Origin of the sequence: Helicobacter canis (assembly GCF_008693005.1) — a bacterium.
GTDB lineage: Bacteria > Campylobacterota > Campylobacteria > Campylobacterales > Helicobacteraceae > Helicobacter_B > Helicobacter_B canis.
On record NZ_VXKE01000003.1, the window covers coordinates 1 to 13,315 of the forward strand.

The 13,315-nt window shown below is 43.2% G+C and carries 14 protein-coding genes and 4 tRNA genes; 14 read left to right on the top strand and 4 right to left on the bottom strand.

What is annotated here, in order from left to right; genetic code table 11:
* Positions 1 to 131 precede the first annotated feature (131 nt).
* The 3 genes from F4V45_RS01060 to F4V45_RS01070 all read right to left on the bottom strand — a co-directional run bounded on the left by F4V45_RS01060 (position 132) and on the right by F4V45_RS01070 (position 4,487).
* A complete protein-coding gene (locus F4V45_RS01060) occupies positions 132 to 1,556 on the bottom strand; it encodes a mannose-1-phosphate guanylyltransferase/mannose-6-phosphate isomerase (RefSeq protein WP_150336677.1) in 1,425 nt (474 codons plus the stop codon).
* Between the two features lie 82 nt (positions 1,557 to 1,638).
* Positions 1,639 to 2,844 (bottom strand): hypothetical protein, encoded by a 1,206-nt coding sequence (locus F4V45_RS01065; protein ID WP_150336678.1) that lies wholly within the window; start codon positions 2,842 to 2,844, stop codon positions 1,639 to 1,641.
* A gap of 62 nt (positions 2,845 to 2,906) precedes the next feature.
* Positions 2,907 to 4,487: a hypothetical protein gene (locus tag F4V45_RS01070; protein WP_150336679.1), complete on the bottom strand. Its 1,581-nt coding sequence runs from the start codon at positions 4,485 to 4,487 to the stop codon at positions 2,907 to 2,909.
* A gap of 301 nt (positions 4,488 to 4,788) precedes the next feature.
* Here F4V45_RS01070 and secG point away from each other — a divergent pair, with 301 nt between their 5' ends.
* The 6 genes from secG to F4V45_RS01100 all read left to right on the top strand — a co-directional run bounded on the left by secG (position 4,789) and on the right by F4V45_RS01100 (position 8,226).
* Positions 4,789 to 5,142: a preprotein translocase subunit SecG gene (gene secG / locus F4V45_RS10030; RefSeq protein ID WP_150336680.1), complete on the top strand. Its 354-nt coding sequence runs from the start codon at positions 4,789 to 4,791 to the stop codon at positions 5,140 to 5,142.
* Positions 5,143 to 5,164: 22 nt separating this feature from the next.
* Positions 5,165 to 5,722: a ribosome recycling factor gene (gene frr, locus F4V45_RS01080; protein WP_023929110.1), complete on the top strand. Its 558-nt coding sequence runs from the start codon at positions 5,165 to 5,167 to the stop codon at positions 5,720 to 5,722.
* Positions 5,722 to 6,345, top strand: a complete 624-nt coding sequence (gene pyrE, locus F4V45_RS01085) for an orotate phosphoribosyltransferase (RefSeq protein WP_150336681.1) — start codon at positions 5,722 to 5,724, stop codon at positions 6,343 to 6,345. The genes frr and pyrE overlap by 1 nt, the downstream gene beginning before the upstream one ends.
* A gap of 6 nt (positions 6,346 to 6,351) precedes the next feature.
* Positions 6,352 to 6,894: an RDD family protein gene (locus F4V45_RS01090; RefSeq protein ID WP_150336682.1), complete on the top strand. Its 543-nt coding sequence runs from the start codon at positions 6,352 to 6,354 to the stop codon at positions 6,892 to 6,894.
* A gap of 82 nt (positions 6,895 to 6,976) precedes the next feature.
* Entirely contained in the window at positions 6,977 to 7,612 is a 636-nt protein-coding gene (locus tag F4V45_RS01095; RefSeq protein ID WP_150336683.1) for an LPP20 family lipoprotein, read from the top strand.
* Between the two features lie 5 nt (positions 7,613 to 7,617).
* Positions 7,618 to 8,226, top strand: a complete 609-nt coding sequence (locus F4V45_RS01100) for an HP0838 family lipoprotein (protein WP_023929114.1) — start codon at positions 7,618 to 7,620, stop codon at positions 8,224 to 8,226.
* Between the two features lie 126 nt (positions 8,227 to 8,352).
* On the opposite strand, the gene ppk2 is transcribed toward F4V45_RS01100, so the two are convergent.
* Complete coding sequence (ppk2, locus tag F4V45_RS01105; RefSeq protein WP_023929115.1) at positions 8,353 to 9,195, bottom strand: polyphosphate kinase 2; 843 nt, start codon at positions 9,193 to 9,195, stop codon at positions 8,353 to 8,355.
* Between the two features lie 134 nt (positions 9,196 to 9,329).
* Here ppk2 and F4V45_RS01110 point away from each other — a divergent pair, with 134 nt between their 5' ends.
* The 8 genes from F4V45_RS01110 (at position 9,330) to F4V45_RS01145 (ending at position 13,048) form a co-directional block, all read left to right on the top strand.
* Positions 9,330 to 10,085, top strand: coding sequence for a CinA family protein (locus F4V45_RS01110; RefSeq protein WP_246144970.1), 756 nt, complete (start codon positions 9,330 to 9,332; stop codon positions 10,083 to 10,085).
* A 63-nt stretch (positions 10,086 to 10,148) separates the two neighbouring features.
* Positions 10,149 to 10,224, top strand: a tRNA-Lys gene (locus tag F4V45_RS01115).
* Between the two features lie 16 nt (positions 10,225 to 10,240).
* A tRNA-Glu gene (locus F4V45_RS01120) sits at positions 10,241 to 10,315 on the top strand.
* A 40-nt stretch (positions 10,316 to 10,355) separates the two neighbouring features.
* A tRNA-Val gene (locus tag F4V45_RS01125) sits at positions 10,356 to 10,431 on the top strand.
* A gap of 36 nt (positions 10,432 to 10,467) precedes the next feature.
* Positions 10,468 to 10,544, top strand: a tRNA-Asp gene (locus F4V45_RS01130).
* Between the two features lie 42 nt (positions 10,545 to 10,586).
* Positions 10,587 to 11,927, top strand: a complete 1,341-nt coding sequence (locus F4V45_RS01135; protein ID WP_150336684.1) for an EpsG family protein — start codon at positions 10,587 to 10,589, stop codon at positions 11,925 to 11,927.
* Positions 11,924 to 12,685 (top strand): hypothetical protein, encoded by a 762-nt coding sequence (locus F4V45_RS01140; protein ID WP_150336685.1) that lies wholly within the window; start codon positions 11,924 to 11,926, stop codon positions 12,683 to 12,685. Before F4V45_RS01135 ends, F4V45_RS01140 begins: the two co-directional genes overlap by 4 nt.
* Positions 12,686 to 12,757: 72 nt before the next feature.
* Entirely contained in the window at positions 12,758 to 13,048 is a 291-nt protein-coding gene (locus F4V45_RS01145) for a hypothetical protein (RefSeq protein ID WP_150336686.1), read from the top strand.
* Positions 13,049 to 13,315 lie beyond the last annotated feature (267 nt).

The window sequence follows — 13,315 nt, forward strand, 5'->3', positions numbered from 1 at the left end:
TATAGGTGGTAGAATCTTTTTTAACACTCAATGCTTTTAAAATATGAAACACTGCCCACACAATAGGCAAAAAGCAAAAGATAAAGAGATAGGAGTTAAAGAGCATTTAGGTCCTTTGGTGTGGGGGTTAGTTATTTGCGAGCATAGTCATCTGCTAGGCGCACAATGTCATCTTCGCCAAGATATTCGCCCATTTGCACTTCTATGACTACAAGGGGGATTTTGCCCGGATTTTCTAGCCTGTGGGACTGCCCCATAGGGATATAGGTAGATTGATTGGTTTGTAGAAATATCTCTTTTTCTCCTACTTGCACAAGCGCGGAGCCATTGACGATGATCCAATGCTCATTGCGATGAAAATGCTTCTGTAAGCTTAGGCGAGACTTTGGCTTGACGATAATTTGCTTGATTTTATAAAAGCTAGATTCTAGGAGGATTGTGTAGCTCCCCCACGGGCGATATGTCGTGCGATGTGCGCGCGCAAGCTCTGGGTAAGCCTCGCGCAGAAGTGGCAGCACCTCTTTAATGCGCGCAGATTCTCCCATTTTGCTAACAAGCAAGCAGTCATCACTATCAACAATTATCATATCCTCTATCCCCACTCCTACAACAGGGCGAGATGATAGGATAAAGTTATTGCTAGAGTCCTTGGCGATGAAGTGGGTATTTGTGGCGTTGCTATGCTCATCGCTTGGGTATTCTTCGCGCAAGGATTCAAAGCTCCCTACATCGCTCCAGTGTAGCTGGCTTGTGATACAAGCGATATTATCTGCCTTTTCCATTAGGGCATAGTCGATGCTCTCTTCTCTAAGCTTTTGACTTAGCTCCCTATCTAAGCGTAGGCACTCTTGCTCATCGATACGCTGGCTTTGACTTTGGGCAAAGATCTCTTCACAAAGAGTGTAGATGTCATTAGCGTGGCGTTTAAGCCCATCAAGCAGCACGCTAGCCTTGAAGCAAAACATACCACTATTCCAAAAATACTCCCCAGAATCTACATATTCCTGCGCGGTTTTAGATTCTGGCTTTTCATAAAAGCCTAAGACCTTTTGCGTGAGCTTATCGACTTGTATATAGCCATAGCCGGTGTGTGCGCTTGTGGGAGTTATACCAAAGGTTACGATTTGATTATTTGCTGCGTGGGCTAGAGCTTGCTCTATACAGGATTTGTAATTATCCTTAGCGATTAGATGATCACTTGGCAGTGCCAGGATAATCTCATCGCCCCCATAGTGCTTCTGCGTATGCAAGGCGGCTAGGGCTAGGGCTGGGGCGGTGTTTTTCCCATAAGACTCTAGGATATAGTGGTCAATGTGTATGCCTAGATCTTGGGCTTGATCTTTAGCAAGAAAGTAGAGTGATTCATTGGTGATTATTTGAAGCTTTGTGGGAGTGCTTGCTATCTGTCCTAATGCGACATTACGCGCTAGTGTTTCTTGAAAAAGAGAGGGGGAATGCTTGGCAGGGAGAATGCTAGCAAACTGCTTGGGCAAAAGCTCTCTAGAGAGAGGGAAAAGCCTTGTGCCAGAACCACCACACAAAATACTAATAACCATAACGCTACTCCAAAAAAATATCGCGCATTATAGCAAAGGTTTGTAGGAAAAGCAGGGCTTAAACGCTTAAGCCCTGTGGATTCTAGTAGGAGAATTTCGCAAACACACGAAGCGCATTTGCGTTGAAGTTTGAGCTGCTACCTGTGATGTTGTTTTTGATATACGCGTAGCCTACACCAAGGTCAAGCCCCATATTGCTCTGCTGCCATACATGGAAGTTAGACATAACAGAATACTCTTGGTATGTCCCAAACGCTGCCATCGCATCAAGTCGCACCCATTTAAAGTCAAATCCGCCAAAGATATAGCCATAAAATGAGCCATTAGCGAAATATGGTGCAGGATTGGCGATGTTTGATCCTGCAAAGCTTCTACCATAGAATTTAGAAGAATCACTAAGCGCGTAGATATGACTTCCAGCCCCACCTAGCACACCAATAACCCCTGCACCAAAGAGAAACTGCTTCTTATAGCGGAAAGACTGATCCCCCCATACAAGCCCAGAGATAGAATCTTTTGGGCGATCCCAGTATTGAAACATTCCTTGTAGCACTGTTGTCCCCTCTAAGCCTTTAAAGTCAAAGGTATAGCCAGCCTTTGCGCCACCTTGTAGTAAGAGCGCGTTTGCTGTGCCAGCTTTACTATGGAAAAGCACGAAAGGCTTAAGCAAAAAGCCCTTATAAGTAAAATCCACACCTCCAGCGATTAGCTCGCCTTGACCAAATATGCTGTTTTTTGTCGTGCCAGACATATAGGCGGTTAGGCTTGAGAGATCGCCTGCGATCCTATCGCCTTGCAAATAGTTGTGCTGCTTGCCATTGTAGAGATAAGAGTTGGCATAAGTAAGCCAATAGACCATCTTATCTTCATAGGTTGTAAAGCGCAGTGAGAGCCCTTGCACATTGCCTTGTAGCCAATCAAACTTCATAAAGTCGTTTTTAAACCGCCCAGCATAGAAAGAGATTAAGCGGTTTTTATACCCAATGTAGGCTTCTGACGCATCGCCAGCACTCGCATAAGGCTGCGCCTTGCTATTGCTATCATAAGGTGTCCAAGCACCAATTGCGCCAAGCCCCCAGCGGAAGCCATTTGTAAGCGAGAAATCCGCCCCAGCATTTGCCAGCACACCAGTAAAATGCTTGCCACCGCCACTAAAGTCGATAGAGCCTAGTGCGCCAAGCTTGCCATAGGTGCTGACATTGATATCCACTGCATTTGCAGCACTAAAAGCTAGTAGCGAGCCAAGTGCCACACTGCCAAATCCTTTAAAACCTGCGAAAGTTTTCATTGAAGTCCTTTTTGTTAAAATAAGCGCGGATTATAGCTAAAGTTTTCTTAAAAGAATCGCCGCTAATTTTGCGGCAGCTCATAGACATAAAAATGCGCAGGTAGATTCCAAATATTGCCAGAAAAGACAAGATTGCTAGAGTCTTTTGCTAAGACATATTTCATCAGTGTTTTAATACCTACAAACCCTAGATTAAGCCCAAAATCTGCGTGGTATATGCGCTTATAGGTAGAATCTAAATGCGCGACATAATCACTATTGACAAAATTACTACTATAAGGCGTTAGGATTAGGTATTGCGCAGTTTTAGATTCTAGCGCGCTAGAATCTAGGCTACTAGAATCCTGCCCACTAGACTTGCGCAATGGATTATACATATCCCTATCTGGGATAATGCTCGCCTGAACGCCAGAGAATCTAAGCCACTGCTCAAAGCTATAGCACACTTCGCTTTTTTCTATCAACGAGCAATCCACACCATCAAGCATTATAGTAACGGGCTGATTTTGACTAGAGAAAAATGCTAGGCTAGATTGGAGATTCTGCCCAGCGGCTTTGTAGTGGGCAATTGTATGAGCGGAGTAAAAAAGTGAGTTGCTTACAAAAATACCCGCACACAGCGCAATAACCACTGCAAAAGCCTTGCGCACAAAGCCGCTTAAATGCGTCCATAAAGCAGGGATAGTGCTTAATGCCACAAGCCCAAAGATATAGCCCGGAAGCGGATAGTGCGCGCTAGAGATATTAAGCACCAAATACGCACCCATAAACGCTACACACGCACAAAGACTAGAATCCAAAATAGGGATAAATGGCGCGCTTTTAGGGCTTGCTTTATAAGTGCGCACAGCCACAAACACACGATAGAAAAATAGCAAAGGCACAAGCACGAACAAAAACGGCTCATTCATAATGTAGGTGAAAAGATTTTTAGCAAATACGATAAGTGGATTATGCAGTGTGTCGCCATATCTGCCAGAAGTCGTTTTCTGCGCGATGACAAAGATATAGTAAGCAAGCACCCACACTACACAAGCACACAATAGCAGCACATCAAAGACCATAAGCTTGCGATTTGGCACGGCGCAATGATTGGCATAATGCTTGTTGATAAAAGTTAGTAGCAAGTGCATAAAGGCAAAGCCGCCAATTAAGATGAAGCAAGTTTCTTTATAAAAGCAAGCGATCATCGCACTTAGTGCGCCTATAATGAGCACAATCACACTTAATGCGCCCCTATTGTTTGCGACAAATGCGTAGCTTGCAAGCATAATACTTAGGAATACAAACTCCATTCTCTCAGGCACAAAAAGCCGAAACCACGAGCCGCAAAATGCTGGAGTAAGGATAAACAATGCAGTCAATATATAGGCAGTTGTTTTAGGATTTTTGGTAGATGGGGCGATAATGGGCAGCAATGTGGCTAGAGCATAGCTAAGGCACAATCCCACCACTAGCACGCACAATGCATTAAAGCCATAAAACACAGAAGCAGAAGCACCAAAGATCGCGCTTAAGACATTGAGATCCTGCCCATTTAATGGAAAAAATCTGCCAATTTCTGGGATAATGTGATGAGTTAGCGGGATATTTTGCCCGATGAGTAGATACTTTGTAAGCGTGTGGTCATCAACAACTGCCAACGCACTACCATAAGACACAATAAAAGCATAGCAACATAAAAAAGCAAAAAAGACAAAAAAGCTAGCAAGAGATGAAGGAGATGAGACAAGGCTAGATTCTAGCTTCCCCCCCCCCCCGATTTAGATTAGGCGCAGTATGATGGGCTGACATTTAGTATCCTTAAATAGTAAAATGGCTTAAAAGCACTGGGGTAAGTTTGCGATTGTAGCACAATGCTTCTTATGGTGTTGTTTTACTCCTAGTAATTTTATGGTAGAATCCCAGCTTGCACTAAAGTCTTAGATCTAGGTAGGAGTTGTTATGAGTGTGCTTTTTATCACCATTGAAATTCTTTTAGCAGTTATTATTGTGGGTGTTGTCTTACTGCAAAAATCAAGCTCACTTGGGCTTGGAGCATATAGTGGGAGTAATGAATCGCTCTTTGGCGCTAAGGGACCAGCAGGGTTTCTAGCGAAATTTACCATTGTCCTAGGGCTACTATTTTTGGCAAATACGATTTTCCTAGGTTATCAGCTCAATACACGGCAGCAAAAAAGTGTCTTTGACACAGCAAAGCCAGCGCAATCCGCACCGCTTAATGCTCCATTAAACGCCCCGCTAGATTCTGGACTTAATCAGCCTTTGCAAGGCACGCTAACCCAGCCAGAGCAATAATCACTTCTTCTAAGGATAGAGTATGACACAAAATATCATCGCACACACCAAATCCCATATGGAAAAATCACTAGAATCTTTGCGCAAGGATTTTAGCACCTTGCGTAGTGGTAAAGTCTCTGTAAGCGTGCTAGATAATATCCGCATAAATTACTACGACACCCCTACCCCGCTCAATCAAGTAGGCTCTGTCATCGCTCAAGATGCAAGCACGATTATCATCACGCCGTGGGAAAAATCCTTGCTAAAAGACATAGAAAAGGCAATCCAAGAGGCAAACATCGGGGTTAATCCAAACTCCGATAGCGAGTGTGTCAAGCTATTTTTCCCACCAATGACCCAAGAGCAGCGCAAAGACATCGCCAAGGAAGCAAAAGCTATGGGCGAAAAGGCAAAAATCGCCGTGCGCAATATCCGTCAAGATGGCAATAATCACATCAAAAAACTTGAAAAAGACAAGCAAATCACAGAAGATGTAAGCAAAAAAGCGCAAGATGATGTGCAAAAGCTCACCGATGAGTTTGTCAAAAAAGTCGATGAAATGGTCAAACACAAAGAAGAAGAGGTTATGAAAATCTAATGCAAACACTTAATATCGAGCAAATCTACAAAGATGCTCACGCACTTTTAGAAGGGCATTTTCTCCTAAGTAGCGGGAATCACTCTACCCACTATCTCCAATCTGCCAAAGTGCTTGAAAATCCGCAAATAGCGAGCAAGCTAGGCTGTGCGCTTGCTACACAAATCAAAGAAGCCGGCATAGAAGCCGATACAATTTGCTCCCCGGCTCTTGGGGGGATTCTAGCAGGCTATGAGCTAGCGCGCGCACTTGGAGTGCGCTTTATCTTTACAGAGCGAGTCGATGGAGTGATGCAGCTTCGCCGTGGCTTTGAAGTCGCAAGCGGTGAAAGGGTGATTGTGTGTGAAGACATTATCACTACAGGCGGCTCCGCACTAGAATCCGCGCGGTGTGTGGAGTTTCTTGGAGCAAAGGTTGTAGCATACGCTGGGCTTGCTAATCGCGGATTTTGCGTGCGAGCAAATGGGGGACAGGGCAGCAAAAAGCCGGAGTGTCGCCTACCAGATTCCACCCCACTCTTCGCCCTAGAAGACTTCATCTTCACAATGTATGACCCCAAGGACTGCCCACTCTGTGCGCAAAATCACTCTAAAGCCATTAAGCCCGGCTCTAGGGGCAACTAGCTCCCTATGTCAAACAAGCCTGTGTCTAGCAAGCCACGATTCCGCACAATTAAAAAGCTTCACAAGCAGCCCCAAGCCCCAAGCCCAAAACGCCCAAGCACCTATAGCGCAATCGCTAGAGAAATCTTTGTAGTGCGCAGGCTTAAAGCACTGCTTGTTGATATATTTATGATTTACACACCTATTTTGTATTGCACATATTGGATTCTAGGGAGTGCGCAAGAATTTCGACAAAGTCAGCTCGCTATCGCCTTATGCTTTGGAGCTTATGCTGGGATTTGCGCGCTCTTTATCACTAAGAGTGGGCAGACACCGGGCTTGCGCTATGTGCGATTAAAGCTTGTTGATAAAGGCTTCTCGCTAGAATCTAGCGCAAATGCGCAAGTTGGATTCTGGCGTGCTTTTGTGCGGATATTTGTCTGGGCTTTTTCCTACGCGATTGTGATTGGATTTATCGTGCCTTTTATTGCAAAGTCTCATCAATGCCTACACGATAGCCTAATGCACACAAAGATCATTGATGTCGATGACCCCACGCAAAACGCCTAAATACAGAATGGGCTGAAGAGTGGCTAAGAATTGGCACGCATTTTGCTTAACCATTACTAACTTTCAAAAAAAAGGATGTTTGATGACAAGTATCACACAGAGAATCAAGACGATGTCAGTTACTACAATCGCAGCACTTAGTCTCGCTGCTTGTATGGGGACCCAAGAGAGCGTGGGGCTTACGCCACCAAGCGCAGATTTTCACCCCACAGGGATTGAAAATCCGGGATTTGGCGGAGTAAATCCACCAATGATGAATCCACCTTTGGCAAATCCACTTCCAAGCCCCATTATCGGCAATAACCCTATGGTAGGGGAAGGTGATGATGAGATCGCTCCATCAAAGGGTGGCAACGAGCCTATTATCCAAAATAACCCAAACCTTACTCCAAGCAACATTATCGAGCTACAAGTAACAGGCACTGGTGTCGCTCCGCAAAACTCCATCTCCCCAGCGCAATCCACAGCTCTAGCTAAGCGTGCGGCTATGATTGATGCATACAAGCTCCTTGGTGAGAAAATGTATGGGGTAAAACTCAATGGTCAAGACACTGTGGAGAATATGGCGATCACAAGCTCCACTGTGAAGTCTAAAGTCCAAGCCCTTGTGCGTGGCGCAGATGTTGTCAATGTCGATTGTAAATCTGGGCTATGCCAAGTAACAATGGAGCTTAAGCTTGATGGTCGCGTGTGGTATCGCGCGCTTGGTGGGCGATAAGTAGCGTGAAATCTCTTGCTACATCTCTATGTGGTGCTGCGCTATCTGCCATTTTGCTTGGTGGGTGCGCAAATCTAGGGGTTTTAGATCTGTTTTCTGATAAGCCTGTGAGCAAGGATGCTCTCTCACAATACAACCAACAAAAACAAGAAAATGCCCCGACAAAAGAAGTCGGCAAGCGTGTGCTCTACATCAAATCCCGTATTTTTAACTACTACGATTACGCAACCTTTGCCATCAATAAGAAGCAAGAAATATTTATCGAGCTTTTTGCCGGCGGGAAGACAATTGGCACACTAGAAGTAAGCAAGCGCAAAATCTGTATCCTAAAAGACTGCGCGCGCAAGTGGCCCGCTGCTAAGGAGTTTTTCGGCAAAGTGAGCTATGGAGATTTGTTTGATGATATATTTTTCCAGCGAGATATTTTTGGCGGGATAGGCAAGGTCATAGAGCCTAGTGGCGCGCTAGTGCAAAGATTCCAAAAAAATGGTGAGATTATCTACTATCATCGCACCGCCAAGGGCGTTTTGTTTAAAAATATGAGCAATGGTGTGGTAGTGTCGCTGCATAAATATGAAGAGCCAAGAGTGCCAAAAGAAATGGAAGATGACTAGAATCTAGCCACTAAAGAAAGCGCATTCAACCAAAAGCTAGCTATCCTAAACAAGCCGCCACATCGACTCCACTGCCCAAGTAGAATCTAAAATGCGTGGGCTTCAATGGCTATTGATAGAATACAACTATACCTGTGGAGATTGAGAATATGGGTGCAATATCGCAGGATCTGGCAAGAGACATACTGCAGATGGATCCTTGCCTTCATAATCAATCTTACTTAGTAAATCGCGTGCAATATTAAGCCTAGCTGCCTTTTTGTCATTAGAATCTACAATAATCCAAGGTGCATATGGAGTATGTGTGCGCGAAAACATCTTTTCAAATACAGAGGTGTATTCGTCCCATAAATCGAGAGACTTGGAGTCAATGGGGCTTAGCTTCCACATTCTAAGTGGGTCGGTCTTTCTACGCTTGATCCTGCGCTTTTGCTCATCTTGCCCAACATCAAGGAAGTATTTAAAAATCATTGTTCCGCTTGAAATAAGCATTTGCTCAAGATTGCTTACTTGGTAGATAAACTGCTTATATTCTTCCTGTGTGCAAAAGCCCATTACACGCTCTACACCCGCGCGGTTATACCAACTACGATCGAAAAACACAATCTCCCCACCACTTGGTAATGTGCTAATGTAGCGCGTGAAATACCACTGCGTTTTTTCAATCTCTGTGGGTTTTGGCAGTGCCACAATGCGAAATCCACGCTGATTTAAATGCTCTGTGAGTGCCTTGATCGTCCCACCTTTGCCCGCTGCATCTCGCCCTTCTAAGATGATGACGATTTTTTGATTAGTTTTTTTGACCCAATTTTGTAGCTTAAGCAGCTCGACTTGAAGCTTCTCTATCTCTTTGAGATAGAACTCATCTCGCAATCGCCCATTTTTCTTCTTGTAGATTTCTTTTGCGCGCGATTTATCCGCTTCTGGTCGAATTGTGATTGCCTTTTTCGTCTCTTTTTTACCCTGCATAGCCACTCCTTGACACAAGTATAGATCAAGTATTATATGGGATTAACTTGAAAGATACTTTAAAACTTCCTAACAAATTTGCTAGAATCTAGTCGTTTAAAATACCACACGCTTAGACTTAAGGAGAAGCTACTATGACAAACAATGCGAGCAAAGTGATTATTTTTCTCAATATGGATATAGATTCTGCTAGGGTTCTTTGTGCGGAAATGGTAGCTAAGTGTGGAATTTGCTGGGAAAGTAAAGAGTCTTATGCGCGCATACAAGGCGCGCAGGAGCAGTTAGATAAATTTGAGATATGGGTGTGTGGGTTTTTTAGGCAAGAAGTAATCCTTGGGGAGTGTATAGAATCCATCGCAATAGAAAAGCTTAAAGCACGAGGTCTAACCCTAGCAACTGCTGAAAGCTGCACTGGTGGGCTTATAAGCTATCGATTTACTCGCATTAGCGGAGCTTCTAGTGTCTTTGTGGGTGGGATTATTAGCTACGCCAACACAATCAAAGAGCAGATTCTAGAAGTGTCAAAAGATAGCTTGCAAGACTTTGGTGCGGTTAGCGAGCCCGTAGTGGAGCAGATGTTGCGCGGGGCGTTGAAAAAGTTTGGAGCAGATGTTGCCATTGCTAGCTCAGGCATTGCAGGACCTAGCGGTGGTAGCAGTCAAAAGCCCGTAGGATCAGTATTTATAGGAGTGCAAGCTGCTGGCAGTGCTCCTATGATTGAGCAGCACTTCTTCCCCACAGACAATCTAAACACGCTAGCCAAGCATCACCAGCCCATAGATTATACCCCAGCTACGCTTTCCTATAATATCACCGCCCGCGAATATATTCAGCTTGAAGCTTCTGCCAAAGCCATAGAAATGCTCATTAAATATCTAAACGACAAATGACCCTAAGACTTTGCCACCCTTGACAAAAGATAATAAAAACTTTACAATCTCACTTTTTATTTTGACCCGCTAGCTCAGCTGGTAGAGCAATTCCCTTTTAAGGAATGGGCCGTTGGTTCGAATCCAACGCGGGTCACCATCTATGATTAAGTAGTGGCCCCTTCATCTAACGGTTAGGATACCACCCTTTCACGGTGGCTACAGGGGTTCGAATCCCCTAGGGGTCACCACTTTTTCTCTCCTGTGTTTTCTAGAAATGTGTTAGTGTTTGGTCGCTTAGCTCAGTTGGTAGAGCGCCACCCTTACAAGGTGGATGTCACAAGTTCGAGTCTTGTAGCGACCACCATTAATATAACAATATAAATGCTACTTAAGTAATTTTGGAGCGGTAGTTCAGCTGGTTAGAATACCTGCCTGTCACGCAGGGGGTCGCGGGTTCGAGCCCCGTCCGCTCCGCCACTTTTATCATAGATATAATGTAATTTCACTTAAAGAACTTTGATGAGAATCCCAAATGACCTTAATGCTCTACTAAATCAATTATGTAAATGTTGGGGGGGGGGGGATACTACACACGCTAAGCGAGTAGCCGCTTGCCCATCCAATCATATCTCACTCCATCACCACCCATTTTCTCCCTACTTTAGCGCGATTTATTTGCTCCCTGTTGTCTTGCTGCCATTTTCGCCTTTTTATGCCTATATGGTGGGCGTATTTATTATGATTTGTTTTTCTGCATACATACCTAAGAGTTTTAGAATCCTGCTTGGGCTGACACTCTGCCTATCCATCGCGATCATTTTCTCAAGTCGTCTCTATTTTAATCTTGCTCCAGATTCTGATGATGACTTTTCGCGCTATTACCAAAACTATCTTGATGTGTATGATAATCTCCCACAAGCAATGACACAATGGGGTGGCGGATATGAAATAGGGCTGCCTGTATTCTACAAGCTGCTTGCAATCTTTTTGCCCAAACTTCCGCCGCAATATGTTTTATTCTACACGGCATTATTTGCAACTCTTTTGATGTATATATGGCTTGAAAAATATGGCTCAAAATTTGTGAAAAACTATCAAAAATCTGCGTTAATTGCTTTTAGCTTATGTATCATTGTGTTTCTATCTACTCTTGGGCTTACTCGACAGGCACTTGCAAGCATTTTTCTACTCTATGTATTTTTTGTCAAGTCGCCCTATTTGAAACTTGTCTTTTTTCTTATTGCCACTAGCTTTCACTTAAGCTCAATCCCCATTGTTTTAGCGTGTTATGTTTTATACTATTTCCCAAGATTTAGTCTAGTGGTCTTTATGGGGTTTTTTAGTGCCTTTTTAATAAGCTCTGCTCTTATTAACTCGCATTTGGTCGATGGGGCAAATCTCCTTAATGGTATTTTTCCAAATAGAGTAACTTCCTATATACTCTACTATGTAAGTGCCAATGGATACAACCCCTACTATCTCATTTATACAAATATAATGAAAAACATCATTATGTGCTGCATTGTATTTTCTTTGTTTGTGATCAATGCGAATGACAAGCTAGTTAAGCGATTTAGGATATTGATTCTTGTAGCTTTTGCTATCTATATAACCAACATCATTCCGGGTAGAGTAGTGATGCTCATAGGTGATACGCTATTTTGCTTTATCATATTTGTTGTATTTAGGCACTTTTTCTCCCTAACGCTACTATTCTTTTTCCCCTACTTTCTTAAGCTAATGTATGGGCTACTAACATCTGGCGATCACCCAGAGACTCGGGCATTGGAGCTATTTTTCTCATTCCCAGAATCTAGCTTATATCCATTCTACTACTTTTTCCAAGGAGCATTACTATGAAGCCTTATAATGACTTAGCAATTATCTCTCTCTTCATCAAGCGCAAAAAGTTATTTCTCATCTCTTTGTGTATTTGCTTGATTCTAGGGTCATTTTGGACACACAGGCAAGTAAAAGCCCTGCAGCAAGAGCAAATAGCCTACCACGATCAACAGGCAAACCCAAGCAGCGAAATGCCAAAAATAGGCTTCATACAATATAACAGATATGGCAAAATATCTCTATCTGAGCAAATCGTTCAAAACATACTCCTAGACTTTTATCAAAAGGACATTATTAGCGATTTCCGCAAGGCTATTGACACACCATTTTTCACCACCTATGCCATATTCTACACAGCAAATAACCCAACCAAACTAATCACTAAAGCCCTAGAATCTAACCCAGCGACACAAGAAGTTAAAACAATGCTTAAATCTCTCCTATCAAGCCTTGAAAAAGATGAAGCAGCTTATGCAAAAATGGTTATAGAGAATGGATTTTTTAGCATCATTGATGAAGAGATACCATATATAGAAGACCCATCAAAACCCCCAATCAACAAACACTACATCCACTTGGATAAAAACAGGCTTGCCCAAAAAGGCTATAGCATAACCTCCACAGAAATCATCAAAAATCACCAAAGTCTTAATAGCAATAAAATCTGGATATTTATGATTATTTGCAGCATTATGATTAGTGTGTTTGCTGTATTTCTTGTAGAAAACTTTACAAACTTGCGTAAGCAGATTCAATGTCATAAGCCTAGTAAATAAGGATAAACTTTAACCAAACAATAAAAGTATGCTAGAATACTCTTTCAATCCAAAATTACTAGAGGAGTTTCTATGCGAAATAGAGCACAAACCTATCCAAGTATCGATGAAGTCCAAGCAAAGAAAAAAGAGTTTCTAAAGCGAGCTATGAAGCCTAAAGTCCAAGCAAGCCACCCATTGCACAGCTTCCTAGCAGCTATTAGTAGCGAAATCAAACAAAGTCTAAAGGGTGGTGCTTCAAACACCCAGATCCTAAAGGCTATTCAAGAAACTTATGGCGTCAAAGTAAGTCCTGCTAGCTTTTCTAACTTCTGCAAAGCAAACAACATCTCCGCAAACACAAAAAGCAAAAAGAAAGTCTAAATAGCCGCCCAATACATCTTCACTAGATCAGTCTTTGGCAATCTAGTGAGGTGGGGCTTGTGCTATAGCGTTAAGCCTACATAAAACTGCTACCCCCTACTCTACACACCCTAATTACTCCATAAACTTAAAAAAATCTGAAGTAGATTCTAGGGGTGAAAAGGGGGAGCGGAATAGTGATGGATTAAGGCGTAAAGCGAGCAAGTGCTGGCGTAGCGCAAAAGCCAACCCACGCGCATTGTGAGAGACTTTGTTCAAGAGCAGCAC

What these genes read in the sequence shown, in the direction of transcription:
- F4V45_RS01060 (WP_150336677.1), bottom strand. Translation starts at nt 1,556, where the DNA reads ATGGTTATTAGTATTTTGTGTGGTGGTTCTGGCACAAGGCTTTTCCCT.
- F4V45_RS01065 (WP_150336678.1), bottom strand. Translation starts at nt 2,844, where the DNA reads ATGAAAACTTTCGCAGGTTTTAAAGGATTTGGCAGTGTGGCACTTGGC.
- secG (WP_150336680.1), top strand. Translation starts at nt 4,789, where the DNA reads ATGAGTGTGCTTTTTATCACCATTGAAATTCTTTTAGCAGTTATTATT.
- frr (WP_023929110.1), top strand. Translation starts at nt 5,165, where the DNA reads ATGACACAAAATATCATCGCACACACCAAATCCCATATGGAAAAATCA.
- pyrE (WP_150336681.1), top strand. Translation starts at nt 5,722, where the DNA reads ATGCAAACACTTAATATCGAGCAAATCTACAAAGATGCTCACGCACTT.
- F4V45_RS01090 (WP_150336682.1), top strand. Translation starts at nt 6,352, where the DNA reads ATGTCAAACAAGCCTGTGTCTAGCAAGCCACGATTCCGCACAATTAAA.
- F4V45_RS01095 (WP_150336683.1), top strand. Translation starts at nt 6,977, where the DNA reads ATGACAAGTATCACACAGAGAATCAAGACGATGTCAGTTACTACAATC.
- ppk2 (WP_023929115.1), bottom strand. Translation starts at nt 9,195, where the DNA reads ATGCAGGGTAAAAAAGAGACGAAAAAGGCAATCACAATTCGACCAGAA.
- F4V45_RS01110 (WP_246144970.1), top strand. Translation starts at nt 9,330, where the DNA reads ATGACAAACAATGCGAGCAAAGTGATTATTTTTCTCAATATGGATATA.
- F4V45_RS01135 (WP_150336684.1), top strand. Translation starts at nt 10,587, where the DNA reads ATGAGAATCCCAAATGACCTTAATGCTCTACTAAATCAATTATGTAAA.
- F4V45_RS01140 (WP_150336685.1), top strand. Translation starts at nt 11,924, where the DNA reads ATGAAGCCTTATAATGACTTAGCAATTATCTCTCTCTTCATCAAGCGC.
- F4V45_RS01145 (WP_150336686.1), top strand. Translation starts at nt 12,758, where the DNA reads ATGCGAAATAGAGCACAAACCTATCCAAGTATCGATGAAGTCCAAGCA.